Here is a 22,426-nt window from a genome sequence, read left to right as displayed (position 1 = left end):
ACGAGCCTCAAGTCAGCGCCAGCCAGCTTGACAGTTGATTAAATTTGACCCAAGGACGCTGACAAGCCGGCATGCAGCAGATACCATGGACATCATTCAGTACGCACAACACGGATGGCGGGCGCGAAGACGTCCGTCTGACTCTGCTAGCAGCCATGCAGACCGCACACCGCTCAGGACACTGTCATGTCAGAACAACACGTCAACAACCTCAACGTCCTGTCACAGGACGTGCTGATCACCCCCGAAGCACTCAAGCAGGACATCCCGCTGACCGCCAAGGCCGAAGAGACCGTCATCGAAGGCCGTCGCACCATCCAGCGCATTCTGGACGGTGAAGACCCGCGCCTGCTGGTCGTGGTCGGCCCCTGCTCCATCCATGACCTGGACGCCGCCCGTGACTACGCGCGCCGCCTGAAGGTGCTGGCCGAGGAAGTGAAGGACAGCCTCTACATCGTGATGCGCGTCTACTTCGAGAAGCCGCGCACCACCGTCGGCTGGAAAGGCCTGATCAACGACCCGCACCTCAATGACACCTTCGAGATCGAGGAAGGCCTGCACATCGCGCGTGGCCTGCTGGTCGAACTGGCCGAGATGGGCCTGCCGCTGGCCACCGAAGCCCTCGACCCGATCTCCCCGCAGTACCTGCAGGACTGCATCAGCTGGTCCGCCATCGGCGCCCGTACCACCGAATCCCAGACCCACCGCGAGATGGCCTCTGGCCTGTCGTGCCCGGTCGGCTTCAAGAACGGCACCGACGGCTCGCTGGATGTCGCCGTCAACGCTCTGCAATCCGTGTCCCACGGCCACAACTTCCTGGGCATCAACCAGGCCGGTCAGGTCGCGATCATCCGCACGCGTGGCAACGCCTACGGCCATGTCGTGCTGCGTGGCGGCAACGGCAAGCCGAATTACGACAGCGTCAGCGTCGCGCTGGCCGAGCAGGAACTGGCCAAGGCCGGCGTCACCGCCAATTTGATGGTCGACTGCTCCCACGCCAACTCCAACAAGGACCCGGGCCTGCAGCCGCTGGTGCTGGAGAACGTCACCCAGCAGATCCTCGAGGGCAATCGCTCCATCATGGGTCTGATGGTCGAATCGCACATCAACTGGGGCGCGCAGAAGATCAATGCCGACCGCAGCAAGATGGAATACGGCGTCTCCATCACCGATGCCTGCATCGACTGGGCCACCACCGAAGACACCTTCAAGACCATGGACGCCAAGCTCAAGGACGCGCTGCGCGCCCGCCTCGAGCAGCCTGCCGAAGCCTGAGCCAGAAGCCTGAGCCAGAAGCCTGAGACCACTGGCTTCAGACCGGCCGCATTGGATGAATGAAAAAGCCCCGCCGATTGGCGGGGCTTTTTTGTGGCTGCTGGGTCGGCAGCTGACGGGCCAGCTCTGACCGTTCAGCCCTGCCCTATCAGTTCTGACCCATCACTTCTGACCCATCAGTTATGGCGCACGCCATCGATCTCGCGCACGAAGGGCGGCAATGCCTCGATCAACTGCTGGCCGTAACGCTTGGTCAGGATGCGTCGATCCAGAATCGTGATACGCCCTTCATCGGCTTCCTTGCGGATCAGGCGCCCACAGGCCTGCACCAGCTTGATCGAGACATCCGGCACCGCGATACGCATGAACGGGTTGCCGCCCCGCGACTCGATCCACTCCGCCAGCGTCGCACCGACCGGGTCATCCGGCACCGCGAACGGCAGCCGCGTGATCACCACGTGGGTCAGATACTTGCCGGGCAAGTCGATGCCCTCGGCGAAGCTCGCCAGCCCGAAGATGATGCTGCCGCGCCCGCCATCCACCGCCTTGCGATGCTGACTGAGCAGCTCATGCTTGGGCAGACGACTCTGCGCCAGCACCCGCTTGCGGGTCTCGCTGTCCAGCGCCTTGTTGACCGCCGCCAGCTGCTTGCGCGAACTGAACAGCACCAGCACCGCCTCGCGCACATCCAGCGCATTGACGAAGTCGACGATCGCCTGCTCATGCGGGCCGGGCGGCGACGGCTCCACCGCCTCGCGCGGGATGGCCAGCACCGCCTTGCCATAATCGAACGGGCTGGGCAGACGCTGATAGCGATAGCGATTGGCCAGGCCTGCGCGCTCCTGCAGGCGCTCGAAGCGATTGAGCGCCGTCAGGGTCGCCGACGTCAGCACCGCGCCGAAACAGGCGCCCCACAGATGGCGCGCCAGCGTTTCCGCGGCCGACACCGGACTTGCCGAGACGGTCATCTCCGGCTCGCCATTGAAGCGCTCGAAGGTCAGCCAGCGCGCATGCGGCGGCCCATCGGCAGGGTCGCTCAGGCCGATGGCCTCCCACAGCGCATGGGCTTCCAACGCACGCCCGTGCAGCAGGGCCACCAGCGGCAGCCAGTCCTCGGCATTCTCCTTGGGCAGGCCGGTTGCCTTCTCCGGGTCCAGGCTCTCACGCAGGATGTCGGCGATCTGCTCCAGCGCCCGCGACAGCTCCGCGAAGCCCTTGAGCAGGTTGTGGCCCAGATCCTTGAGCGCCTCCGGTGCCTGTCCGCGCTCGAAGCGATGATTGGTGACGTCCTCGCCGGCCCCATTGGGCAGATCCGCCAGCTGATGCCCCAGCCCGAACACCTCGCCCAGACGCGGCTCGATATCCGCCAGCAACTCGGGCATGCGCGCCAGCAGGCGGCCGATGGTCGGCTGGCTGCCCAACGCCGCATTCAGCTCGGTGAGCGACTTCTTGAGATTGCCCAGCCAGCGCAGCGTCTGATTGATCGGCGTGCGGTGATGGAAGTGATCCAGCGCCTTGTCAGGCAGATGGTGCGCCTCGTCGAAGACGTAGATGCAGTCACTGGGCGATGGCAGCACCAACCCGCCGCCCAGCGAGAGATCCGCGAGCACCAGGTCATGGTTGGCGACGATGATGTCGGCCTGCTCCAGCTGACGACGGGCACGGAAGAAGGCACACGCCGAGAAGTGACTGCAACGGCGATTGGTGCACTGACGGTGATCCGTGGTCAGCCGCGCCCAGTCACGGTCCTCGACCTGCAGCGGCCAGCTGTCGCGGTCCCCTGCCCATTCGCCGCTGGCATAGTCCTCGGCCATCTTGCCGGCCAGCTCCACGAAGCTGCCGCCGTCGCTGGCGATCATGTCGCGCTCGAACAGCGCCATGGTCGGGTTGTCCTCGACACCTTCCAGCGCCTGATCCAGCTTCTGCACGCACAGGTAACGGCGACGCCCCTTGGCCAGGGCGTAGTCGAAGCTCAGCCCCGAATGCTTCTTGAGCGCCGGCAGGTCCTGATACATGACCTGCTCCTGCAGCGCGATGGTCGCGGTCGAGACCACCAGCCGCTTGCCGCGCGCCTTGGCCACCGGCAGCGCGGAGAGCAGATAGGCCAGCGTCTTGCCGGTGCCGGTACCGGCCTCCAGCACGCAGACATGCTCGTTGCCGAGGCGATAGCCTTCCGGATTCTGCTCGATGTTGCCCAGGGTGCGCGCGATCTCGGCGATCATCAGCCGCTGCCCGTAGCGCGGCGTCAGCTCAAGACCCTCGAGCAACTTGCGATAGGCGCTCTGAATCTCGCCCTTGAGGCTATCTTCCAGCATTGCGTCTCTCTCTCCTCAACTGGCCATCCACCCCTGACCCACGACATCCGGTCGACAACAACTGGCGACTGGCTGCTTGTCGTCAAACCAGCGGGTCATGGAGCGCAAGACGGCGAACAGCCTGAGCTGTCCGCCGTCTTTGCATGCTACTGCCATCTACCTCGACTGCCCTGCTCGGCCGGACACTCTATCGCGTCCGGCCGGATGCAAGCAGACGTTACAGCAGGCCCTGGGGCGGCTGCTGACGCGGCAACGTTTCCTGCAGGTAGTCTTCGATTTCCGGCAGTGAGAAGACATCTTCCTCACCGACGAAGCTGATCAAGGTCACATCGCTGAAGCTTGCACGGTGAACGTAGTCTTCCGGCACTTCCGGCAGCGTGAAGTTGATCGCATGGGTCGCGTCCTCGAGTGCGAAACCACGCCCGGCGACATCGCTGACCACCAGCACCTTGAGCTTGCCGTTGCGGAAGGCCTCATGGGCTTCCAGGCGCTCGGTCTGGGTCTCGGCGCCGGACATCACCGCCGACTCGATACCGGCTTCCTTGAGCGCGGCGTTGATCTTGCGCACCAGCCCACGGCTGTTGCCGAAGACCACGGAGCGCTCCATCTCGCCCTGCTTCACCAGATTGATCAACAGACGCAGCTTGTCATCATCACTCACGGTGTAGGTCTGCACGGCGTCGTTGTCCGCCGCGATGGCAGCCGTCGCTTCGTGCTCGACCGCGACCTGAGTCGCCTCATGCGTCCACTGCTCGGCCAGCCCCAGCACGTCGGAAGACAGCTCGGCGGAGAACAGCAGCGTCTGGCGCTCTTCGGGACGCGGCGTGGCGCGGATGATGCGCTTGACGTCGGGAATGAAGCCCATCGACAGCATGCGGTCCGCTTCGTCGACCACCAGCACCTCGGTCTCGGAGAGATCGACATCGCGCTTGGTGTGGAAATCGAGCAGACGGCCTGGCGTGGCGACCAGCAGGTCGACCTTGCGCTCGAGGCGTTCACGCTGCTTCTGGTAGTCCATGCCACCCACCACGCAGGCCACCGAGATGCGCGCGAATTCGGAGAACGCCTTGGCGTCCTTCTCGATCTGCAGCGCAAGCTCACGGGTCGGCGCGATGATGACGGCACGCGGCGCGCCCGGCTTCTGGCCTTCCGGCGCCTTCTCTTCCAGGAAGTAGGCCAGGGTGGCGATCAGGAAGGCGGCGGTCTTGCCGCTGCCGGTCTGGGCACGACCGACCACGTCACCACCCAGCAGTGCCTTCTCGAAGGTCTGGGCCTGGATCGGGGTGCAGTATTCAAAGCCGGCCTTCTGGATGGCACGCATCAGCGGCAGCGGCAGATCGAAATCATGGAAGCGCCACTGACCGGCGACCGGCGCGACCGGGAACTGATCGAGGTTCCACTTGGACTGGGAGCGACGCGGCTTGCGACGACGACGCTTGGGCTTTCTCGGCTTCTGGTTCGGGTCCTGCGGCTCTTGCTGAGTCTGCTCAGCGGCTGGCTGGGTCTGATCCGTCTCGCTCATGTAATCCGTTCTTTTCAAGGGTTCATATGCGACAGGCGCGGGTCGTTCTCGGAATCTCGCCGTGACAGGCCACACCCGGTTGGTTCGTCATGCCCAGTCGTCTCACCTGGTTCGCCTGACTCGCGCCTGATGCGCGGTAGTCTCGGGCTGCATGCGCCTTTACCGGATTGGGAGCCATCCCCTGCCCTTCTGCGGCAACACCCCCTGGGTGTGCGTCTCCGAGGCCACGCAGGCCTCGGGTGCAGAAGGACACGAATGCTCTCACCTGTTCTTGACGGATTCACGCATCCAGCGCTCCCCTGCCCGAATGTTCGGCAAGGGACTGGAGCGGACGTCTGCCATGAGGGTCTGCTCACGTGGCACCGGTCATGTCATCGCCGGACTCACGCAACGGACAGGCTCATGGGTCGCCACAAGGACGGCCGATACTGCGTGTCGGTCGAAAGGGCTTCTTCATCGGGCGGGCATCAGGCTGCCGGGCAACCTTGGCCACGCCACGGGACAGTTCGCCGCCGCCCGTCAGTCTGTGTGGGCCGGGGCGGCGTACCTGCCAGGGTCATTCAGGTAACACTCACATATTGCATATTGCATGTCGCTGGCACGGGCAATGGCAATGGCAGCAAGACTGGCGCGTCCGCCAAGCCGTTGTCTCTGACATGCGTGAGGGGAAGCGCGCCCCGAGGGGCAGGCGACCCGCCATCGTGCATGAGACACAAGGCATCGGTTCAAGCGGCCAGTCACGCACCTCACCTGCGGGCAGCGACGATAACGCCGAGATATTGTACCAGCCCGCCGGCGTCTTCGCGCCCCTGCATCATGACGCACTCGGCGCGCGACATCCTCGCGTGCACGACACGCGATGCCTCTCACCACGACGCCCCTCATGGCACCCGCCCCATGCAGGCTGGTAGAATGCCCGACAACTGATGCGGTTGCCCGCGTGCCGCGGCCTTGCCGTGCGACTCAAGGCTGGCGACTGCCGACACCGAACAGGAAAGCCCGAAGATGACACGTAGAAAGAAGAGCCGCTCCATCGCCGACAAGGTGCAGATTCGTACCGGCCGCCGCAAGGACTTCAAGAAGTGGCGCGCCGAGAACCCGGACCAGGTGCATTCCGGGCCGCGTTACGTGGCCAAGAAGAAGGACCAGCGCAAGTCCCAGGCTGCCGCCAAGCTGGAGCGCATGAACGCCGCGCCGCTGTTGCCGCTGCACCCTGACGCGCCGGCAAAGGAAGACAGCCCCTCCAAGGATGATGGTGGAGGCGAAGCGTGATGCGCCTGATTTCCTTCAACATCAACGGCATCCGTGCGCGTCCGCATCAGCTGGAAGCGCTGATCGATACGCATCAGCCGGAAGTCATTGGCCTGCAGGAAACCAAGGTGCAGGACAGTGAATTCCCCCACGCGCACATCGAGGCGCTGGGCTATCACGTGGTGTGGCACGGCCAGAAGGGCCACTACGGCGTCGCGATGCTGACCCGTCAGGTGCCGAAGAAGGTGCACTACGGCATGCCGGATGACGACGAGGATGCCCAGAAGCGCATGATCGGCGTCGAGATCGACGGCCCGAACGGCGAGCCGCTGATCGTCTACAACGGCTACTTCCCCCAGGGCGAGAATATCGAGCACCCGGTGAAGTTCCCCTACAAGACGCGCTTCTATCAGCAGCTGTTCCGCCTGCTGGAAGAAGACCACCAGCCCGAGCAGCACGTGGTGGTGATGGGCGACTACAACATCTCGGCCACTGACCGCGACATCGGCATCGGCGAACCCAACCGCAAGCGCTGGCTACGCGAAGGCAAGACCAGCTTCCAGCCCATCGAGCGCGAGTGGATGGAGCGCCTCTACGCCTGGGGCCTGACCGACAGCTTCCGCCACGTGCACCCGGAAGTCGATGACCAGTTCAGCTGGTTCGACTACCGCTCGCGCGGCTTCGAGCGTGAGCCCAGGCGCGGCCTGCGCATCGACCTGATCATGACCAGCCCCGGCCTGACTCCGCTGATCAAGGATTCCGGTGTCGACTACGCACTGCGCGGCATGGAAAAGCCGTCGGATCACGCCCCGGTGTGGACCGATATCGGCTGATACGCTGAGCAACGCCAGCGCGAACACGATCGCCAGACACGCAAACGCCGCCTTCCCCGTCTCAGGACGATCAGGAAAGGCGGCGTTTTCGTTGCAGTGGCGCTCAGACAGCGCTGGATCGTAAGCGTCTCACGTCATCAGCGCTGCGCGACGGATTTCAACCAGGCATCGGCCCCTTCGGCGCCCCGCGCCTGCGCCTTCTTGAAGGCTTCACGCGCAGGGTCGAACTGCTCCAGCTGACTGGCGACCACGCCGGAGAGCAGCCAATGACGCGCCGAGTCATCGCCACGCTCACCGGCCGCGGCCAGCGCCTGCTGCGCCGTTTCCCAGCGGCCCCAATCATAGGCAAGCTCGGCATACTGCCGAGCATCCTCGAGTGCCTGGCTCTGCTGCGAGACGGCTGCCCACGCCTTGAGCGCATGCTCGACATCGCGCGCCGCCGTCCAGGCCTGTGCCAGCTGGCGACGCAGCGCCGGGGTATCGTCAAGCAGCGGCTGCCCCTCGGGTGTCGCGGATTTCGAGAGCCCCGCCTCGATCAGCTCCGCCGCCCGCGCCGGCGCACCGGCCGCCAGCTGCAAGTCGACTCGCTGCTGATAGGCGTCACTGCCACTGACGATCCCCGCCGCCCACGCCGCTTCCCAGGTGCTGGCGGCGCGGGTGTTCTGGTTGAGGCGCTGATAGAGCGCCACGGCACGCTGCCAGTCCTGCGGGTCGCGTGACTCGCCCAGCCCCTGCTCGACCAGCGCCACCGCCGCGCCATGGCGGCCGGTCTGCTGATAGACGCTGACGGCCAGCTTCAGGCGATCGCCGCTCGGCGCACTCGCCTTGCTGGCACGCTCCAACCAGTCCTCGGCGCGCGCCCAGTCACCTCGATTGGCTTCCAGACTGACCGCCAGCCACAGGTCATCGGCACTCGCCGAGCCGCCGTGCAGATATTCCGCCAGACGAGCGATACCGCTGTCGCGCTCCCCGGCGCGCAGGCGCAGCATCGCTTCACGACGCAGCCACTCGCGAGCCTGGGAGGCATTGACGCCCGGCAGGCGACGCGCCTCGGCATACAGACGTGCCGCCTGGGCCTGATCGCCCTGGCGCGCTCGCGCACTGGCCGCCAATGACAGATACAGCGCACGCACTTCACCACGCTGGCGCTTGGCCTCACGCTCGGCGCGCTCACCGACCGCGTCATAATCGCCTTCATCCAGCCGTGACTGCAGCGTACGCAACTGCCCCGCCACTTCGGCGGAGACGCGGGTCGCCGCATGGGCCGCACTGATGCCACCGACTTCCATCATCAGCATCAGACAGGTCGAGACCAGCGTCACGCGGGTGAGTCGGCGCCCGCCGCGTGTCAGCAGCTGGCGCGCCCGCGCCATCAGGCCTCGCGATCGCTCAGCGCTGTCGGCGTCCTGCGGCGGTGTGGATTTCGCTACCATGAGTCTTTCCTCTTGCGTTCATCCGCTGCCATGACCCGGCGCATTGCCGACAAGTCCACGGCATCAGAGATGACGACATATGACACACATCAGACACCCGATGAAAGCCCGCGCCATGGGGTCATGGGTTGCCTCAACGCAACTGGAACTCGAGCCGCTGGCGCGCCTGGCGCGCATTGCCCGCGGCCGGGAATTCCCAGCGCGCGATCGCCTTCATCGCCGCCCGGTCAAACACGCCCGACGGCTCGGCACGCACCACCCGCAGCGAGCCGCCATCGACATTGCCGTCCGGACGAATCACGAAGGCCACCTCGACGAAGCCCTCGATGCCGCGGCGACGCGCACGACTCGGATATTCGGGAGCGGTGCGCACGGTGGGCCGCGGTGAACCACCCTGCGCCGCCGGGGCTGCCTTGGGCTTTGACGGCTTCGCCGCGGCCTGTGATGACGCATCAGACGCCGACTGCGCCGATGAAGCGGCCTCGGCCTGCCTGGCGACCGCCTTGGGTTCCGGCTTGGCCTTGGGTGCAGGCTTGGGCGTCGGTTTCGGCTTGGGGGTCGGCTTGGGCGGACGCTCGACTTCCAGCGGCGGCAGGCTGTCATCCATGGTCAGCTCTGGCGTCGGCGGCAATGGCGTCTTGACCTCGGGAATCGCCACCGGGCTTGTCGCCTTGGGTGCCGGCATCGGCGCTGCCTTGGGTGGCGGCGGTGGCTCGGCCGGCGGCGTGGGCAGACTTTCACTCGCCGCCGGCGCGGGCTCCGGTGCCTCTTCAGGCGCCTGAACGGTGGAGACCGACAGCGGCTCCGGTGGCGGCGTGTCGTTCACCGGCGGCGCGACCAGCAAGGCCAGCGCATAGAACAGCACCAGCGCCAGCAAGGCACCACCGACAAGCCCGACGAGTCGATTGGCATACAGGCGTCGCGTCATGTCATTCGCCCTTCGAGGCGGCGACCGCGATGTCCTGCACACCCGCGTTGCGCAGTGCATCCATCGTCTCGACCAGCAGACCGGTCTGTGAGCGGCTGTCGGCCTGGATCACCACCGGCTGACCATCGGCAAGATCGGCCACGGCGTCGCCGACGCGATGGGCATCCACCGGCTTGCCGTCGACCCACACCGCGCCCTCGGCGGTGATGGCGACCATGACCGCCGCGTCAGGGCGCGCCGTGGCGTTGGAGGCTTCCGGACGCTGGATCTCGACCCCGGACTCCTTGACGAAGCTGGTGGTGACGATGAAGAAGATCAGCATGATGAAGACGACATCCAGCATCGGCGTCAGATTGATCTCGCCGCTGTCTTCCGCGGCCTCCATGCGACGTCTACGCATGTGGTGTCTCGCTTGTATCAGAGGAGGAATCAAAGCCGTTCACAGCGGACATGCCGGAACGTGCATCGTCGACGGCGCGCGCCAGACGGTCGTGCAGGCGCTGGTCTTCACGACGCACCACACGCTCGAAGCGCGTGACGAACATCAGGCCCACCACCGCGACCGCCATGCCGGCCAGCGTCGGCAGCGTGGCACGTGCCACACCGTCGGCCATGGCACGCGCCTGGCCGGTGCCGGCGATCGCCAGCGAATCGAAGACATGGATCATGCCGGTCACGGTGCCCAACAGGCCTGCCAGCGGACAGATCAGCACCAGCAGCTTGAGCCACGGCAGCGGCGCGCGCAGGCGTGACAGCAGCTCACGGGTCAGCACTTCGCGATGGGTGAGCGCCGACCAGCTGTGGTGTTCGCTGCGCGCCACCCAGTCGTGGATCAACTGCTGACGCGCCGGACGATGCACGAGCCGCCAGTAGAGGCCGCGTTCCAGCGCCAGCCCGAACAGCACCATGGCGATCAGGCAGATCACCACGATCAGCGGGCCACCGCTTTCCACCAGCCGCATCACTGGCGCGAAGCCACCGCTCAGCAAGGAAGAGGCGGCCAACGAATCAGGCATGCTCGGTATCCCGCTGACGCGCTGACGCGCTGGCAGCCTTGCTCGGGGCGCGCTTCTCGAGGTGGTCGGCCAGACGTGCACTGGCGCGGCCCTCGAGGCGGCCCATCAAGCCCTTGGACAGGCTGGAAAGCCCGGTCTGGGCGAACAGCAGCGGCACGGCGGTCACCAGACCCAGCACTGTGGTCACCAGCGCCTGGGAGATACCGCCGGCCATCAATTTGGGGTCGCCGGTCCCGAAGACGGTGATCGACTGGAAGGTGCCGATCATGCCGGTCACGGTACCCAGCAGACCCAGCAGCGGCGCGATGGCAGCCAGCAGCTTGACCAGCGCCTGGCCACGCTCGAGCCTGGGCTGCTCGGCCAGCAACGCCTCGTCGAGACGGGCTTCGAGCGCTTCCGGCTCGTGATCGTGGCGCATGCCTTCAAAGCGATGCAGCACACGGCCCAGCGGGTTGTCATCACTGAGCTGGCTCAGGTCGGCTTCCTGACGCTTGACCGCACGACGGGTCAGCGACAGGCGCACCAGCTGGATCAGCGCGATGATCAGGCCCAGCACGCCCAGGCCGACGATGACGTAACCGACGGCACCGCCCTGCTTGAGGCGCTCACCGAGACGCGGCGCCCGCGCCAGCGCCTGGGTGACATCGCCACCGGTGGGATCGAAGCTCAGGCGATCACTGTCGCCGGCATCGAAGGCCGCCAGCTGCTTGCGAATGCGCAGCGGCGTGGTACCCGCAAGGCCGAGGGTGTCCAGCGCCGAGGGGCCATCCACGGCCTTGTCTTCCGACAGCGGCGCCAGCAGGTGGCGACCACTGAAGGCCATCTGTTCGCCGACCCGCACGATCTCACGCGGCTTGATACTGCCATCCGGCCCGGCCAGCGGTGCCTGGAAGCGCAGCGCGCGACCGCTTTCGGTGGCGATGCTGCGGATGTCCGCGGTCAGGGCGGCGAGACGCTCGCGGCCCGGCACCTCATCACGCGGCCCCAGGTCCGGCAGACGCGCCTGGCCGCCGACCAGCAGCCAGTTGCCCGCCAGGGCTTCACGCGTCTCGCGTGCATGCTTGCGCGCCACCTCGAAGACCTGACCGAGATCGCCCTGCTGGGCCTGACGCTCTTCGTCCAGACCGCTGAGGGTCGCCTGTTGTTCCTGCGCTTCGGCCTCGAGGGTCGCGCGCGTCTCGCGCAGACTGTCACGCCGCGCCTCGGCCTCGCTGACCGCCGCTTGCAGTGCCTCGCGATCCGACAACAGGGTGTCGAGACGCGCCTGGTCGCGGCCTTCGGCCTGACTGGCGGCCTGTTCGAACTGCTCGACGCTCAATGACTGCTCGGCACTGCCGGTCGCCGCCAGCACGGCGGGAGACGACAACGTCAGCAGCCCCAGGGTGCCGGCCGTCAGCAACAGGCGTGACAGAGACGCACGTGGCGCTTGTGAATTCGTCGCCATCAGCTGGACTCCTGCGCGGTACGGGTAGTGGTGGTACGTGTGCTGGTGACTGCCGCGGCAGCCTGATCGGCGCTCTCGAGCGCGGACTGCGACAGGCGCCCCTTCGGAGCCAGCTCGACGTCCTCGACCGGCACCGACAGCGGCAGGGTCACCAGTGACGGTGCCTGCTGGTCACGCGCCATGCTGATGCCCTTGCGCAGCGCCTCCAGGCCGCTGTCATCCAGTACCTGCCAGCTGCCATTTCTGGCCTGCCAGGCGCCACCATGCTGACCATCCAGCGTCAGGTAATAGAGGCCCACGCGGCCGACACGCAGATACTGCACCTCGGTGTCTTCGCCACCGACCAGCCCAGCGCGCCAGGTATCGAAGCCCTGACCGTAGCTCAGCTCCTGCTGCCAGGCGTTGAGTAGCTGATCGAGGCGCTCGTCATTGCTCAGGCTGGCATTGGAGAGGTTGTCACGCAGACGCTGGACGCGCGCGAGACGCTCGTCCTTGAGAAACGGCAGATCCTGCTCGATGAAGTCCGCCAGCTCCTCGACCTGCTGACGCAGCAGGCCCGGCAGCGACTCGCGCGTGGCCTCGAGATTCTCCAGCGCCGTGCGCTGGCGCTCGATACGCGCCGCGCGATCAGCATTCAGCGGCGTCAGCTCCGCGGTATAGCTTTCCAGACGCGCGGCTTCCTGACGCGCTTCGCGCAGACGCACCAGCAGCGCACGCGTCTCGTCATCGGCAGCGTCGATGCGCACCTGCAGCTCCCGCTGGGTTTCCTGATGAGTGGCGGCACTGTCACGCAGTGTCTCGGCATGCGCCGGCAATGCGGTGGCTGTCAGCGGTGCAAGCAGCACCAGCGCCGGGAGCAGGCCGCCAAGGGCTCGCACGCACGGGAAGGGGAAAGAAGTCGAACGCCGCACGGACATCTCCTGAAGAACTAGGCTTGGTTGCATCCTCGGTCGCCTGCCAAGCCGCTAGTGGCTTCCGAGTGGAAATGCAAATCACTGGCATGGACGGTATTACAAACAAGAACAATTATCAATTGATCTTGCCTCGCTCTGCCCCATCAGCAGGCCCTGAAACCTGCAATGCAGCGTTGCACTTTTCTCCTGACGCTCTCTCCCCTGCCCTCGCCCCAACCCTTGCCCGCAGACACAAAAAAACGCGACCCGCCGAAGCGGGTCGCGTTGCTTGGCCAGGCCACCTTGCGGTGTCTCGGCCTCAGCCTTGCGGGGCGTTGCTCAGAGCTTGCCTTCCAGCTCCGGCAGTACCTCGAACAGATCCCCGACCAGGCCGTAATCCGCGACCTGGAAGATCGGCGCTTCGTCGTCCTTGTTGATCGCGACGATGACCTTGGAGTCCTTCATGCCCGCCAGGTGCTGGATCGCCCCGGAGATGCCGACGGCGATGTAGAGGCCCGGCGCGACGATCTTGCCGGTCTGGCCGACCTGCATGTCGTTGGGCACGAAGCCGGCGTCGACGGCAGCGCGTGAGGCACCGATGGCGGCGCCCAGCTTGTCGGCGATGCCGTTGAGCAGCGCGAAGTTCTCACCGTTGCCCATGCCGCGGCCACCGGAGATCACCACCTTGGCGGAGCCCAGCTCAGGGCGCTCGCTTTCGGCCAAGGTTTCCTCGACGAAGCTCGAGACGCCTGCATCCTCGACCACATCCACGGCCTCGATGGCCGCCTGTCCGTCGAGCGCGACCGGATCGAAGCCGGTGGCACGCACGGTGATGACCTTGAGCACATCGTCGCTCTTGACGGTGGCGATGGCGTTGCCGGCGTAGATCGGGCGCTGGAAGGTATCGGCGCTCTCGACGGCGATGATCTCGGAGATCTGCGCCACGTCCTTCAGCGCCGCGACACGCGGCATGAAGTTCTTGGCGGTGGTGGAGGCACTGGACAGCACGTGGCTATAGTCATCGGCCAACGCCACGACCAGTGCCGACAGGTTCTCGGCCAGCTGATGGGCGTAGACGGCATTGTCGGCGACACGCACACGCGCGATACCGGCAAGCCTGGCGGCCTGCTCGGCGACGGCGCCTACGCCCTCACCGGCGACCAGCACGTCGATATCGCCACCGATGGCGGTTGCGGCTGCCACGACACTCGCGGTGCTGCTGGTCAGCTGGCCATCATGATGATCGGCAATGACGAGAATGCTCATGAGATCACCTTTGCTTCGTTCTTGAGTTTGTCCACCAGCTCATCGACGGAGCCGACCTTGATGCCGCCCTGACGCTCGGCCGGCGGCGTGACCTTGACCAGCGACACCTTGGAGGCCGTGGAGACACCCAGCTCTTCCGGCGTCTTGACGTCCAGCGGCTTCTTCTTGGCCTTCATGATGTCCGGCAGCTTGGCGTAGCGCGGCTCGTTGAGGCGCAGGTCAGTGGTGACCACCGCCGGCAGGTTCAGCTTGACGGTCTGCAGGCCGCCATCGATCTCGCGGGTGACATTGACACTCTCGCCATCGACCGCCACTTCGGAAGCGAAGGTGCCCTGCCCCATGCCGGTAAGTGCCGCCAGCATCTGACCGGTCTGGTTGTTGTCGGCATCGATGGACTGCTTGCCGAGAATCACCAGGCCGGGCTGTTCTTCCTCGACCACCTTGGCCAGCAGCTTGGCCACGGCCAGCGAGTCGACGGCGTCATCGGTCATCACCTGCACGGCGCGATCGGCCCCCAGCGCCAGCGCGGTACGCAGCTGTTCCTGGGCGGCCTTCGGGCCGATGGTGACGGCCACGACTTCGGTCGCCACACCTTTTTCCTTCAGGCGCACCGCTTCTTCCACGGCGATCTCGCAGAAGGGGTTCATGGCCATCTTGACGTTGGTCAGATCGACGTCAGACTGGTCAGCCTTGACGCGAATCTTGACGTTGTAATCGATGACGCGTTTCACCGCGACGAGTACTTTCATGGTGTCCTCGCTGATTTCTCATGGAGTACCAGTGACCGTGAGGCCGCCAGCGCTCGATTCATGCAAGCGTTTGATAGGTGAATATCTTCCACAGATGACCGTGATGACAAGTGTCTCGCCACGATATCCGCTGGCACCCGACGGATGAAGTCAGCCAGACCGGCGTGGTTTTCACTGTCCGGGCGCCGCCATTCTCATGCGGGCATCTTGCGCAGAATTGGTTGCCGGGGTCAAACCTGACAATCACTCTCAACACGCCCGAGCGTGAAACCCATCGGGCGATTTCCTGCAACGCCCCCGGTGGCTATTACGTCAGACCCAAGCATAATAAACAAACGGTCGTTTTAAATGCTACTGTTGCGGCATGCTATGCGGCTGCTTCGCGCCAGCGCCTTGTGTCGAGCGGCCGATCGTCCGTGCAGGACATGGCGTACCAGCGTGAGTCGCACCCCTATTTTCACTCCGACGAGTCGTGCCCTGACGCACGCCACGCCGGAGGTCCACTGCCCAGCGAACGGCCATGGTCGTTCGTGACACGCCCGCCCCGCCGGATCCGCGGGGCCCTGACGGCGCAAAGATTGAGGAGACGGGTCATGGAACGCGAATTCATGGATTTCGACGTGGTCATCGTCGGTGCCGGCCCTTCCGGCCTGGCGGCGGCCTGCCGACTGATGCAGCAGGCCAACGCGGCCGAGAAGGAGCTGACGGTCTGCGTGGTCGAGAAAGGTTCTGAAGTCGGCGCGCACATCCTGTCCGGCGCCGTGCTCGAACCGCGTGCACTGACCGAGCTGTTCCCCGACTGGGCCGAGCGCGGCGCACCGCTCAAGACGGCCGTCACCCGTGACGAGGTCGTGCTGCTCAAGGATGACCAGAAAGCGCAGGTCATCCCCAATGCACTGGTCCCCAGGACCATGCACAACGACGGCAACTACATCATCAGCGCCGGCAACCTGACACGCTGGCTGGGCGAGCAGGCCGAGGAGCTGGGCGTCGAGATCTTCCCGGGCTTCGCCGCCCAGGAAGTGCTGCATGGCGAGGATGGCACGGTGCGCGGCATCGTGGTCGGTGACATGGGCGTGGCTGCCGATGGCAGCGAGAAGGACGGCCACATGCCGGGCATGGAACTGCGCGGCAAGTACACCCTGTTCGCCGAGGGCTGCCGTGGCCACCTGGGCAAGCAGCTGATCTCGCGCTTCTCGCTCGACAGCGAAGCGGACGCCCAGCACTACGGCATCGGCTTGAAGGAGCTGTGGGATGTGCCCGCCGAACAGCACCAGCCGGGACTGGTAGTGCACGGCAGCGGCTGGCCGCTCAAGGGCAACGCCGAAGGCGGCTTCTTCCTCTATCACACCGATGACCAGCAGGTGGTGGTGGGCCTGATCGTCGATCTCGCCTACGACAATCCGTACCTGTCGCCCTTCGATGAATTCCAGCGCATGAAGCAGCACCCGACCCTGGCCCGCCATCTCGAGGGCGGCAAGCGGGTCTCCTACGGGGCGCGCGCCATCGCCAAGGGCGGCCTCAACTGCCTGCCCAAGATGAGCTTCCCGGGCGGTCTGCTGATCGGCTGTGACGCCGGCACCCTCAACTTCGCCAAGATCAAGGGTCTGCATACCGCGATGAAGTCCGGCATGCTGGCGGCGGAAAGCGTGTTCGACGCCATCAAGGGCGGTGACGAAGGCGGTGAAGACCTGGTCGACTTCGGCAAGCGCTTCAAGGACAGCTGGGCCTATGAAGAGCTGGACGCCTCGCGCAGCTTCGGCCCGGCCATGCACAAGTACGGCACCTTCCTCGGCGGCGCCTACAACTTCCTCGACCAGCTGACGGGCGGCCGCCTGCCGACCCTGCATGACACCACGCCGGATTACGCGCGCATGCGCCCGGCGGCTGAGTGCACGAAGATCGAGTACCCCAAGCCGGACGGCAAGCTGTCCTTCGACAAGCTGTCCTCGGTGTTCCTCTCCAACACCAATCACGAGGAAGACCAGCCGTGCCACCTGCGCCTGTCCGACCCGGAGCTGCCGGTGCGTGACAACCTGCCGCGCTACGCCGAGCCCGCCCAGCGCTACTGCCCGGCCGGTGTCTACGAGATCGTCGAGGAGGCCGGTGAGCCGCAGTTCCAGATCAACTTCCAGAACTGCGTGCACTGCAAGACCTGTGACATCAAGGACCCGGCGCAGAACATCACCTGGGTCGCGCCGGAAGGCGGCGGTGGCCCCAACTACCCCAACATGTAAGCCCCTGCTGCCCGCCATCTGACAACGCCGCCACTGCCCTGCCGTGGCGGCGTTGTCGTGTCTGGCCCTCCTCATTCCTCAGCGCCGCAGGCGCGGAAGCCTTGCGCCCCGTAAGTGCTTCTTGTTTTATTCCAAAACAATCTCAAAGCGATTGTTGATATAACAGCTTCCCGGTAGCACATTAGCCTCCCTCGAATTCAGACTCACGCCATCGCTTCGGAGCCACCATGTCCGTCACACGCCAGATACTGCTCGCCCTGGGGCTGGGCATTCTCAGCGGCCTTGCCCTGAACGCCGGGGCAGGCGCTCTACCCGAGGGCAGCGTCGCCTGGCTCGACAGCCACCTGCTGACACCGGTGGGCCAGATCTTCCTGCGCCTGCTGCAATTCGTGGTGGTGCCGATGGTGTTCGGCGCCCTGATCATGAGCCTGACCAACCGCGAAGGCGGCGCCGACGTCGGTCGCCATGCCGGGCGCCTGCTGGGCAGCTATGTGGTCACCAGCGCCGTGGCGCTGACGCTGGGCATGCTGGTCGCGCATTGGCTGACGCCGGGCAGCGGCGCCGAGAGCCTGGTGGATTCAGCACCTGAAGGTCGCAACGCCGACAGCATCGCCCAGTGGCTGGTGGGCCTGGTGCCCAACAACCCCTTCACCGCACTGGGCGGCGGCGGCCTGCTGCAGGTCATCTTCGCGGCCGCCCTGATCGGGCTGGCGATGCGCGCCCTGCCGGAGGAAAGCGCGCCGCTGCATCGCGTGATCGAGAGCGGTTACACCGTCAGCCTCAAGGTGCTGTCCTTCGTGCTCAAGCTGGCGCCGGTGGGGGTCTTCGCGCTGATCACCTCGGTGATCGCCACCCAGGGACTGGACCTGCTGATGCGCCTGGGCATGTACGTAATCGGCCTGATCATCGCGCTGGCGCTGATGGCACTGCTCTATCTGGTACTGCTGGCCGTCACCGGTGCCCGCCCGCTGGCCTTCGTGCGCCACTTCGGCCAGAGCCTGGGCTTCGCCTTCGGTACCGCAAGTTCCGGCGCGACCCTGCCGCTGGCGCTGGGCAATGCCCGCGACTACGGCATGAATGAATCCCTGGCCAGCTTCGCGCTGCCCTTCGGCACGGCGCTCAAGCGTGACGGCGCCGCTGTGCTGCAGGGCTTCAATGCGCTGTTCGTGGCGCAGCTGTTCGGCATCGATGTCACCACCTCGCTGGTGATCACCGTGTTCACCACCGGCCTGCTGGTCAGCTTCTCGACGGCTGGCGTACCGGGTGCGGGGCTGGTCGCCATGACCACCGTGCTGGGCGCGGCAGGGCTGCCGCTGGAAGGCGTGGCCGTGGTCGCCGGGGTGGACCGCTTCACCGATGGCCTGCGCACCGCCCTCAACGTGATGGGCAACTGCGCCAACGCCGCCCTGCTGGAACGCTTCGATTCCCGCAAGCCCGCCGCTGACCACGAGACACAAGCGTAAGCACGCACGCAAAGAGTCAGACAAAGCCCCCCACAGACGACAACGCCCGCCAGAGAAACCTCTGGCGGGCGTTGTCATGTCTGAAAGGCCGTCATCGCGCTGGCGCGTGCGGCTACTTCTCGCTGGCCTCTCCGGTGGCGACCGGACGCGCGGGATCACTGATCCAGTCGCTCCAGGAGCCGGCATACAGGCGCGGCAGCGGCAGCCCCGCGATCGCGAAGGCCAGGATGTTCTGGCAGGCGCTGATGCCGGAACCGCAATAGGCGATCACCTCGCCCTGCGCCGGCAGCAGGCTGCGCAGCTCACGCATCAGGCTCATGCGGTCCTTGAAGCGTCCATTGGCTTCCAGATTGCTGGGGGTCGGTCGGCAGAATGCGCCGGGAATATGGCCTGCCACCGGATCGACTGGCTCCTGTTCACCGCGAAAACGCGCCTCGGCCCGGGCATCCAGCAAGCTGTCATCCGTGGCGGCCACCTCTTGGGCGCTGACCAGCAGGCTGTCATCAAAGCTCGGCTGCCAGTCGCTGGGTGTGGGGCTAATCGGTTGGGCAGGCGCACGCTTGAGCTCGCCCATGGCCTGATTCCAGGCCTGGATGCCGCCATCCAGCATCCGCACATCCGGGTGCCCGGCCCAGGTCAGCATCCACCACAGCCGCGCCGCCGCCATCTGCCCGCCCATGTCGTCATAGACCACCACCTGCTGCTCGGGCATGATGCCGAGGCGGCGGAACAGCTCGGCCGTCGCCTGATGTGACGGCAGCGGATGCCGCCCGCCCACGCCGTCCTCGCGCACGGCGGCCGACAGATCGCGGTCCATATCGACATGGATGGCACCCGGCAGATGGCCTTCCCGCCACAGACGCTCGCCGGCTTCCCCATCGTCGAGACGCGCACGGCAATCCAGCACCACGGGCGACTTGAGACCCGCCATCGCCAGCTGGGTCACCAGCTGGCTGGCATCGATCAGGGGCGCCTGGCGCTGGTCCGGCACCAGCAGCGATGAGGCGGAGACGGAGGCTGCCGCCAATGCGGCAGGATCGGGATACTGAGCCATGGGAACTCCTTTTCGGGCAGACGAAGATGCATTGGAGGCATGATGGTGCTCGGCGCAAGGCTTGGCAATCGCGCTGCCTTGTCGCCCGAGTCTCAAGTCCATTGTCACAAGGGTCACAAGGGTCACAAGGGTCACAAGGGTCACAAGGCTGTCAGCGGGGCACGCGTGGCGATCAGGCGGCGCTTGTTGCCATCGGCGAAGCGCACCTCGATCAGCGGATTGGCCTCATTGCCAGAGACCTCTTCGATCACCCCCTCACCGAAGCTCTCGTGACGCAAGCGCTGACCGACCTCCCAATCACCGACGCGTCGCAGCACCGCCGGCTCGCCGCGTGGAGAGCGATTGCCCTGTCGAGCGCCGCGAGCATAGGTGCCGCCCGAGCTGGACTGGCCTTGCGCAGCCGACTTGCTGGCCGGCCTGCCCGAGGACTTGGCGACCTTCTTCGGCAGCGCTTCCAGCGTCGGCGGCGTGATGCCGTGACGCGCCAGTGGCAGCCGCGCCAGATAGGCCTCACCAAGCGCCGGCGCCGCCACACGCAGCCGCTCGTCGCTTCCGTCCGCTGACTCACGGGCGGCCTCATCGCCGTCCTCGGCCTGCAGACGGGCGAGCTTGGCGCGCTTGCCGGCACCGTGAATCCAGTCACCGAGGCGAGTGCAGTCCTCCACGCACAGCTCGGCCAGGAAGCGGCTTGGCGTATGCGTGCCGCCGTCACGCCACAGGTGCAGCTGCTCGCGGGCACGCGTCACGCCGACGTAGCACAGCCGACGCTCCTCCTCGAGACGCTCCGGCGACAGCGGGTTGTCACGTGAGTAGGCCGGGAAGTCTTCCTCGTTCATGCCCCACAGCCCCACCAGCGGCCACTCCAGCCCCTTGGCTCCGTGCACCGTGGTGATCAGCACGCCGTCGGCGGCGTCCTCGACCGGGTTGCGCAGCAGATTGATGAAGGCGTCGGGGTCATTGGCCAGCTCCCCTGCCTGCTCGATCAGCACATCCAGCAGGCGCACATCCTCCTCGCCCTTGTCACGCCGGGCCGCGGCGCGGCGCAGCACCTTGTCGGCTTCCAGCTCATCGACCACATGGCGCAGAAGTCGCGCGGGCGCCCAATCGCCCAGCGAGGGCAGATCACACAACAGCTTCCAGCGCTTGTGCAGGTTGCGGCGTTGCAGCGGCTTGAGCCCCTCGAGGATAGGATCTTCCTTGCGTGGCCAGCGCTGGCTGTCGGCCAGCTGCTGACACAGGCGCTCGAGGCGTTCGCGCGCGACGAAGGCGGTGGGCTGAGTGAACAGCAGCAGCAGGTGCGCCGGGTCGCGCAGACGCGTGGCATCACGCGCCAGCTCCAGATAGCCCGCCAGCGCCTGCACCAGCGGCAGGCGGAACACGAAGCGATCCCCCTGCCCCAGCCGGAAGGGAATGCCGGCCTTGAGCAGCTGCAACTGCACCGGTACCGACAGCGCCCAGCTGCGCACCAGCACGGCGGCCTCGGCGCCACTGCGACCCGACTCTCGCCAGGCCGTGAGCGCCGCGACCAGACTGGCGGCGCCCTGGCCTTCGAACAAGCGAGTCGCCGGCGTGCCGGGCGCAGCCAGACACAGCTGGTCCGGACGGCGCGCATTGGCGGCGATGGCGTGATTGGCCGCCAGCGCCAGACGATGACCGTGGCGGAAGGTGTAGCTGAGCGGGAAATCCAGCGGCGCGGCAAAGCTCTCGGCAAAGCGCGTCAGCATGTAGTCAGGCCGCGCGCCACGCCACTCGTAGATGCACTGGTTGGCATCCCCCACGGCCATGACTTCTGCCAAGGCGCCGGAGGCTGCGGGCGACGCTTCGCCGGGCGAGGAAGCTTGGCCGAGCGACGCTTCGCCGACCGACGCCTCGCCGCCGGACGGTGCACCCGCCAGCAGCGCCAGCATGCGCTGCTGCGCCTCATTGATGTCCTGATACTCATCGATGATGACGTGCTGCAGATGCCCCTGGATGCGCGCGCGGGTCTCGGGCTCCTTCTCCAGCTGACGCAGTGGCCGGTAGAGCAGATCGGCATAGGTCATCTGGCCGTACTGCTCGAGCAGCTGCTCAAGCTGAGCGAAGGACTCGACGAAGTGGCCGGTGTGCTCGCCGAGGTTCATGCGCTCATACAGCAGCGTCGGCTCGCACATCTCGGCCTTGACCAGATCACAGAACTGGGCGAGCGCTTCGAGGCGCTCGCCCTCGAGCGCTGCCTCACGATCGGCGCGATCGGCATCGCCCAGCGCACGCTGGGCGGCCTGCTTGAGCAGACGCTCCAGCGCCCAGTCCTGCTGGATGAGTTCGCGCGGCTCGAGGCTGCCCCAGCGCACCAGGGTGGTGGTCAGGCGATGGCCGATGGAGTGGAAGGTGCGAATGTCGGGCAGCCGTGTGCCCGGCGGGGCCGACTGCGCCAGCTTGGCGACGAAGTCCTCACGCGCCGAGCGGTTGAACATCAGCACCAGAATCCGCTGCGCCGCAATGCCTTCCGCCAGCAGGCTCAGCACCCGCGCCACCAGCGTGGTGGTCTTGCCGGAGCCCGCCACCGCCGCTACCCGCGCATGCCTCCCGCGATGCGCCACCACGGCGCGCTGCTGATCCGTCAGCCGTTGCGTCAGCTGATCGACGGCCAGCGCCAGTGGCGATGCTGCAACATCTGGCCCGGAGGTTGCGGTGCTGTCGGGTTCGATGGGAGGAAGTGGTGACGACATGAAGACCTGCAATGGCTGGCGGCGAGAGAAAAGGAGCGA

The 22,426-nt window shown here is 66.1% G+C and carries 17 protein-coding genes; 5 read left to right on the top strand and 12 right to left on the bottom strand.

Translation table 11 applies throughout. The features are described 5' to 3' along the window. The first annotated feature begins 186 nt into the window (after positions 1-186). The gene (locus tag R2R70_RS01400) at positions 187-1,275 is read left to right on the top strand and encodes a 3-deoxy-7-phosphoheptulonate synthase (protein ID WP_043331875.1); all 1,089 of its coding nucleotides are present in this window, start codon (positions 187-189) and stop codon (positions 1,273-1,275) included. Between the two features lie 176 nt (positions 1,276-1,451). Here the strand turns inward: R2R70_RS01400 and dinG are convergent, their stop codons facing one another. Both dinG and R2R70_RS01390 read right to left on the bottom strand, forming a co-directional pair. After that, a complete protein-coding gene (gene dinG / locus R2R70_RS01395) occupies positions 1,452-3,590 on the bottom strand; it encodes an ATP-dependent DNA helicase DinG (protein WP_410977018.1) in 2,139 nt (712 codons plus the stop codon). Between the two features lie 217 nt (positions 3,591-3,807). After that, entirely contained in the window at positions 3,808-5,112 is a 1,305-nt protein-coding gene (locus R2R70_RS01390) for a DEAD/DEAH box helicase (protein WP_131431459.1), read from the bottom strand. 1,005 nt (positions 5,113-6,117) lie between these two features. Between R2R70_RS01390 and R2R70_RS01385 the strand changes: the two genes are divergently transcribed. Both R2R70_RS01385 and xthA read left to right on the top strand, forming a co-directional pair. Next, positions 6,118-6,384: a hypothetical protein gene (locus R2R70_RS01385; RefSeq protein ID WP_107335320.1), complete on the top strand. Its 267-nt coding sequence runs from the start codon at positions 6,118-6,120 to the stop codon at positions 6,382-6,384. Beyond that, positions 6,384-7,196: an exodeoxyribonuclease III gene (gene xthA / locus R2R70_RS01380; protein ID WP_410977017.1), complete on the top strand. Its 813-nt coding sequence runs from the start codon at positions 6,384-6,386 to the stop codon at positions 7,194-7,196. The genes R2R70_RS01385 and xthA overlap by 1 nt, the downstream gene beginning before the upstream one ends. Before the next feature lie 137 nt (positions 7,197-7,333). On the opposite strand, the gene R2R70_RS01375 is transcribed toward xthA, so the two are convergent. The 8 genes from R2R70_RS01375 to R2R70_RS01340 all read right to left on the bottom strand — a co-directional run bounded on the left by R2R70_RS01375 (position 7,334) and on the right by R2R70_RS01340 (position 14,925). Beyond that, entirely contained in the window at positions 7,334-8,629 is a 1,296-nt protein-coding gene (locus tag R2R70_RS01375) for a hypothetical protein (protein WP_131431457.1), read from the bottom strand. A 133-nt stretch (positions 8,630-8,762) separates the two neighbouring features. Beyond that, the gene (locus tag R2R70_RS01370; RefSeq protein ID WP_153635269.1) at positions 8,763-9,557 is read right to left on the bottom strand and encodes an energy transducer TonB; all 795 of its coding nucleotides are present in this window, start codon (positions 9,555-9,557) and stop codon (positions 8,763-8,765) included. 1 nt (position 9,558) lies between these two features. Continuing rightward, a complete protein-coding gene (locus R2R70_RS01365; RefSeq protein WP_043331884.1) occupies positions 9,559-9,957 on the bottom strand; it encodes an ExbD/TolR family protein in 399 nt (132 codons plus the stop codon). Then, positions 9,950-10,573: a MotA/TolQ/ExbB proton channel family protein gene (locus tag R2R70_RS01360; RefSeq protein ID WP_410977016.1), complete on the bottom strand. Its 624-nt coding sequence runs from the start codon at positions 10,571-10,573 to the stop codon at positions 9,950-9,952. Before R2R70_RS01360 ends, R2R70_RS01365 begins: the two co-directional genes overlap by 8 nt. Next, entirely contained in the window at positions 10,566-12,017 is a 1,452-nt protein-coding gene (locus R2R70_RS01355; protein WP_284726317.1) for a MotA/TolQ/ExbB proton channel family protein, read from the bottom strand. Before R2R70_RS01355 ends, R2R70_RS01360 begins: the two co-directional genes overlap by 8 nt. Further along, the gene (locus R2R70_RS01350) at positions 12,017-12,928 is read right to left on the bottom strand and encodes a DUF3450 domain-containing protein (protein WP_410977015.1); all 912 of its coding nucleotides are present in this window, start codon (positions 12,926-12,928) and stop codon (positions 12,017-12,019) included. Before R2R70_RS01350 ends, R2R70_RS01355 begins: the two co-directional genes overlap by 1 nt. Positions 12,929-13,249: 321 nt before the next feature. Further along, positions 13,250-14,176 (bottom strand): electron transfer flavoprotein subunit alpha/FixB family protein, encoded by a 927-nt coding sequence (locus tag R2R70_RS01345; protein WP_410977014.1) that lies wholly within the window; start codon positions 14,174-14,176, stop codon positions 13,250-13,252. Further along, complete coding sequence (locus R2R70_RS01340; protein WP_043331886.1) at positions 14,173-14,925, bottom strand: electron transfer flavoprotein subunit beta/FixA family protein; 753 nt, start codon at positions 14,923-14,925, stop codon at positions 14,173-14,175. The genes R2R70_RS01345 and R2R70_RS01340 overlap by 4 nt, the downstream gene beginning before the upstream one ends. 593 nt (positions 14,926-15,518) lie before the next feature. Between R2R70_RS01340 and R2R70_RS01335 the strand changes: the two genes are divergently transcribed. Both R2R70_RS01335 and R2R70_RS01330 read left to right on the top strand, forming a co-directional pair. Continuing rightward, the gene (locus R2R70_RS01335) at positions 15,519-17,162 is read left to right on the top strand and encodes an electron transfer flavoprotein-ubiquinone oxidoreductase (RefSeq protein ID WP_153635265.1); all 1,644 of its coding nucleotides are present in this window, start codon (positions 15,519-15,521) and stop codon (positions 17,160-17,162) included. Between the two features lie 227 nt (positions 17,163-17,389). Beyond that, the gene (locus tag R2R70_RS01330; protein WP_192838433.1) at positions 17,390-18,625 is read left to right on the top strand and encodes a dicarboxylate/amino acid:cation symporter; all 1,236 of its coding nucleotides are present in this window, start codon (positions 17,390-17,392) and stop codon (positions 18,623-18,625) included. Between the two features lie 112 nt (positions 18,626-18,737). Here R2R70_RS01330 and R2R70_RS01325 read toward each other — a convergent pair whose 3' ends face one another. Further along, on the bottom strand, positions 18,738-19,679 hold the full coding sequence (locus R2R70_RS01325) for a sulfurtransferase (protein WP_410977013.1): 942 nt from the start codon (positions 19,677-19,679) through the stop codon (positions 18,738-18,740). 140 nt (positions 19,680-19,819) lie between these two features. Then, positions 19,820-22,387 (bottom strand): ATP-dependent helicase, encoded by a 2,568-nt coding sequence (locus tag R2R70_RS01320; protein ID WP_410977012.1) that lies wholly within the window; start codon positions 22,385-22,387, stop codon positions 19,820-19,822. Positions 22,388-22,426: the final 39 nt, after the last annotated feature.

The sequence above is a fragment of the Cobetia sp. SIMBA_158 genome, assembly GCF_046566945.1.
In the GTDB taxonomy this organism is placed as follows: Bacteria; Pseudomonadota; Gammaproteobacteria; order Pseudomonadales; family Halomonadaceae; genus Cobetia; species Cobetia amphilecti.
This window is presented reverse-complemented; position numbering and strand designations above follow the sequence as displayed.

Excerpts from the sequence above, each read along its gene's own strand:
- R2R70_RS01355 (WP_284726317.1), bottom strand. The coding sequence starts at position 12,017 with ATGGCGACGAATTCACAAGCGCCACGTGCGTCTCTGTCACGCCTGTTG.
- R2R70_RS01330 (WP_192838433.1), top strand. The coding sequence starts at position 17,390 with ATGTCCGTCACACGCCAGATACTGCTCGCCCTGGGGCTGGGCATTCTC.
- R2R70_RS01390 (WP_131431459.1), bottom strand. The coding sequence starts at position 5,112 with ATGAGCGAGACGGATCAGACCCAGCCAGCCGCTGAGCAGACTCAGCAA.
- dinG (WP_410977018.1), bottom strand. The coding sequence starts at position 3,590 with ATGCTGGAAGATAGCCTCAAGGGCGAGATTCAGAGCGCCTATCGCAAG.
- R2R70_RS01320 (WP_410977012.1), bottom strand. The coding sequence starts at position 22,387 with ATGTCGTCACCACTTCCTCCCATCGAACCCGACAGCACCGCAACCTCC.
- R2R70_RS01370 (WP_153635269.1), bottom strand. The coding sequence starts at position 9,557 with ATGACGCGACGCCTGTATGCCAATCGACTCGTCGGGCTTGTCGGTGGT.
- R2R70_RS01335 (WP_153635265.1), top strand. The coding sequence starts at position 15,519 with ATGGAACGCGAATTCATGGATTTCGACGTGGTCATCGTCGGTGCCGGC.
- R2R70_RS01365 (WP_043331884.1), bottom strand. The coding sequence starts at position 9,957 with ATGCGTAGACGTCGCATGGAGGCCGCGGAAGACAGCGGCGAGATCAAT.
- R2R70_RS01340 (WP_043331886.1), bottom strand. The coding sequence starts at position 14,925 with ATGAAAGTACTCGTCGCGGTGAAACGCGTCATCGATTACAACGTCAAG.
- R2R70_RS01360 (WP_410977016.1), bottom strand. The coding sequence starts at position 10,573 with ATGCCTGATTCGTTGGCCGCCTCTTCCTTGCTGAGCGGTGGCTTCGCG.
- R2R70_RS01345 (WP_410977014.1), bottom strand. The coding sequence starts at position 14,176 with ATGAGCATTCTCGTCATTGCCGATCATCATGATGGCCAGCTGACCAGC.
- R2R70_RS01400 (WP_043331875.1), top strand. The coding sequence starts at position 187 with ATGTCAGAACAACACGTCAACAACCTCAACGTCCTGTCACAGGACGTG.
- R2R70_RS01325 (WP_410977013.1), bottom strand. The coding sequence starts at position 19,679 with ATGGCTCAGTATCCCGATCCTGCCGCATTGGCGGCAGCCTCCGTCTCC.
- xthA (WP_410977017.1), top strand. The coding sequence starts at position 6,384 with ATGCGCCTGATTTCCTTCAACATCAACGGCATCCGTGCGCGTCCGCAT.
- R2R70_RS01385 (WP_107335320.1), top strand. The coding sequence starts at position 6,118 with ATGACACGTAGAAAGAAGAGCCGCTCCATCGCCGACAAGGTGCAGATT.
- R2R70_RS01375 (WP_131431457.1), bottom strand. The coding sequence starts at position 8,629 with ATGGTAGCGAAATCCACACCGCCGCAGGACGCCGACAGCGCTGAGCGA.